This window comes from Halobacterium bonnevillei, assembly GCF_009831555.1.
Lineage (GTDB): Archaea > Halobacteriota > Halobacteria > Halobacteriales > Halobacteriaceae > Halobacterium > Halobacterium bonnevillei.
This window is the reverse complement of the sequence record NZ_WUUU01000249.1, coordinates 1-3,196: the sequence shown is the minus strand read 5'-3', so window position 1 is coordinate 3,196 and position 3,196 is coordinate 1. Positions and strand designations below refer to the sequence as shown.

General features: G+C 69.2%; 2 protein-coding genes and 1 pseudogene. 1 reads left to right on the top strand and 2 read right to left on the bottom strand.

Annotation, left to right across the window (positions count from 1 at the left end; translation table 11 throughout):
• Nucleotides 1-1,268: pseudogene (locus GRX66_RS17755) on the top strand (glutamate-5-semialdehyde dehydrogenase); the annotation flags it as partial.
• A gap of 117 nt (nucleotides 1,269-1,385) precedes the next feature.
• Here the strand turns inward: GRX66_RS17755 and GRX66_RS17750 are convergent.
• Nucleotides 1,386-1,622: a hypothetical protein gene (locus GRX66_RS17750; RefSeq protein WP_159527691.1), complete on the bottom strand. Its 237-nt coding sequence runs from the start codon at nucleotides 1,620-1,622 to the stop codon at nucleotides 1,386-1,388.
• A 104-nt stretch (nucleotides 1,623-1,726) separates the two neighbouring features.
• A partial coding sequence (locus GRX66_RS17745) for a GMC family oxidoreductase (protein ID WP_159527690.1) occupies nucleotides 1,727-3,196 on the bottom strand: 1,470 nt, incomplete at its 5' end.

Here is a 3,196-nt window from a genome sequence, read left to right as displayed (position 1 = left end):
GTCGACGAGACCGCCCGCAACGACGCGCTGCACGCCGTCGCGGACGCGCCCTCCGCGACCGCAGCGACGAGATTCTCGCGGCGAACGAGACGGACGTCGAGGAAGCCGAGGCGATGCTCGAGCGCGGCGAGTACACGCAGGCGCTGGTCGACCGTCTCCGCCTCGACGAGGCGAAAATCGAGGACATCGCGGGCATGGTGGAGTCCGTCGCCGGCCAGACTGACCCGCTCGGCGAGACGCTCGAAGCCCGAGAGCTCGACGACGACCTGGAGCTGTACAAGGTCGCGGTCCCAATCGGCGTGGTCGCGACGGTCTTTGAGTCGCGGCCGGACGCCCTCGTCCAGATCGCGTCGCTCGCGCTGAAGTCCGGGAACGCGGTCATCCTGAAGGGCGGCAGCGAGGCCGGCGAGTCCAACCGCGTGCTCTACGAGATCATCCGGGACGCGACCGCCGACCTCCCGGACGGATGGGCGCAACTGATCGAGGCCCACGAGGAGGTCGACCGCCTGCTCGAACTGGACGACCAGGTCGACCTCGTGATGCCGCGCGGGTCCTCGGAGTTCGTGAGCTACATCCAGGACACCACCCAGATTCCCGTGCTCGGGCACACCGAGGGCGTCTGCCACGTCTACGTCGACGAGGCCGCGGACCTGGAGATGGCCGCGGACGTCGCGTTCGACGCGAAGGTCCAGTACCCCGCCGTCTGCAACGCGGTGGAGACGCTGCTGGTCCACGAGGCAGTCGCCGACGAGTTCCTCCCGGACGTGGTCGCGCGCTACGAGGACGCCGGCGTGGAACTCCGCGGGGATGCGGCGACCCGAGACGTCGTGGACGTCAGCGAGGCCACCGAGGAGAACTGGCGCACCGAGTACGGCGACCTGGAACTGGACATCAAGGTCGTCGGGGACGTCTACGAGGCCGTCGACCACGTGAACACGTACGGGTCGAAGCACACCGAGTCGATTCTCACTGAGGACGAGGACGCCGCCGCGGTGTTCATGCAGGGCGTCGACGCCGCGAGCGTGTTCCACAACGCCTCGACCCGGTTCGCCGACGGCTACCGGTACGGGCTGGGCGCGGAAGTCGGCATCTCGACGGGGAAGATTCACGCGCGCGGTCCGGTCGGCCTCGCGGGCCTGACGACGTACAAGTACTACCTCGAGGGCGACGGCCAGTGCGTCGCCACGTACACCGGCGAAGACGCGGTGCCGTTCACGCACGAGGACTTCGGCGGCGAGTGGACTCCGGGGCGGCGAAGCGACGAATAAGCGGGCCGAACGCGTAGCGGGGACGCGGGTTCCCGGGCACGCGGCGGCGGGTGGAGGGTGGACAGACACTGACAGTGGATGGCCGCCGCGGTACCCGGGGGGAGCGTCAGGGGGCCCTCAGTTCGCCGGGTGTGCGTGGCGGAGTGTCCGCTCGCGCACCCGGGTTCGGTACGTTGTGGTGAGTCGCTGTGCGCCAGTGACTGCGACGACTGTGCCGGCGACGGTCAGCGCCGTGGAGGGCGCGCTGGCGGCGGCGACTGCTGCGAGGAGCAGTGCGACGACCAGCAGTGCGGCGGTAACGGTCGCGGGGAGGTCGTGCGCGTCGAGTGGCGCCAGATTGGTTGTCTCTCTCATCACGTCTAGTTCCACGTGCGCAACCACCTTAATGGTAATCTGAATGATATTTCTGTAAGCGAATTTGCTGAAATTCGCTTCTGTAGTGAACCGGTACCACGCCGCTACAGTCGGTCGTCGACGTGGTCGGCGGCCATCAGCGCGAGCGCGGCGATGGTCAGCGTCGGGTTCATCGCGCCGCCGGTCGGGAACACGCTCGAGGACGGAATCGTGAGGTTGCGGAGGTCGTGTGTTCGAAGCTGGGGATTGACCACGCTCTCCTCGGGGTCGACGCCCATGCGCGTGGTGCCCATGTGGTGGAACGCAGGACCCGTGTTCTCGGGGCCGACAGTCCACTCGACGTCCGCGCCGAGCGCGTCCAGCACGTCGCGTTGAATCTCGTTCGCGCGCTCGATGGTCCGGCGCGTGTAGTCGTCCAGCGACCACACCACGTCGGGCACGGGATTGCCGTGGTCGTCCGTCCACTCCGGGTCGAGGCGCACGCGGTTCTCCGCCCTGGGTGGCTGTTCGACCAGCGCACCGACGGCGACGTGCGTGCCGTAGTTCGCGCGGATTCGGTCGAGCAGCTCGTCGCCCCAGTCGTCGCCGTCCAGCGCCATCTCCACCGGGGACGGGCCCGCGTAGTTCAGGAACTCGAGTTTGATCGCGCCCCGCGAGTCGTCCGCGCGGTCGTAGAACTGGTGGCTCTCGGTGGTGTTGAAGCCGACGTGGTTCTGGCGCGTCGGTTCGTCGAGCGTCCCGCCGACGCCCGCGAACAGGTGGTCCATGAAGAACCGGCCGACCAGTCCCGAGGAGTTCGCGAGGCCGTCCGGGTACTGGTCGGTCGCAGAGAGCAACAGGAGGCGCGGGATCTCCACGCCGCCCGCCGCTAGAACGAACTCGCGGGCTTCCTGGCGGTACTCTGTACCGTCCGGCGTGGCGTACACCGCGGCGGTGACGTTGTCACCCTGATCGTCGTGTTCCAGGCGCTGGACAGGTGCGCGGTCGACCACGCGAACGCCGCGGTCCTCGGCCCGCTGGACGTGGATGGTCGCGTCGTACTTCGCGCCCGAGGGACAGACCGGCTGGCAGGTGCCGTACCCGACGCAGGCGCTCCGGCCGTTCCGCGACTCGGAGAGCCGTGCGTTCGGCACGCTGTGCGTCGCGATGCCCAGGTCCTCGCAGGCCTCGGCGAACAGCGAGTCCGAGTGACTCGGCGGGAACGCGGGCAGCGGATGCGGCTCCTCGCGGGGCGGCGCGAAGGGATTGTCGCTGGCGCCTGCGACGCCGAGCTCCTGCTCCGCGGCCGCGTAGTACGGCCGGAGGTCCTCGTAGTCGATCGGCCAGTCCGCGCCCACGCCGGTCGCGGAGTTCAGTTCGAAGTCCTGCTCGTGGAGGCGCATCACCATCCCCTGCCAGTGCAGCGTCGACCCGCCGACGCCCTTGACGCGCGCGGCGTTCAGCGGATAGTCGCGGCCGCCCGACGACGAGTAGGCGTCCCTGTCGCCCCCCATCTCCCAGACCGAGTCCGGGCCGTGGGCGGGCCGGATGTCGCGCTCCATGCGGCGCTCGCGGGCTCCGTCGTCGAATCGAGG

Coding starts and splice junctions, on each gene's coding strand:
- GRX66_RS17750 (WP_159527691.1), bottom strand. CDS start 1,622: ATGAGAGAGACAACCAATCTGGCGCCACTCGACGCGCACGACCTCCCC.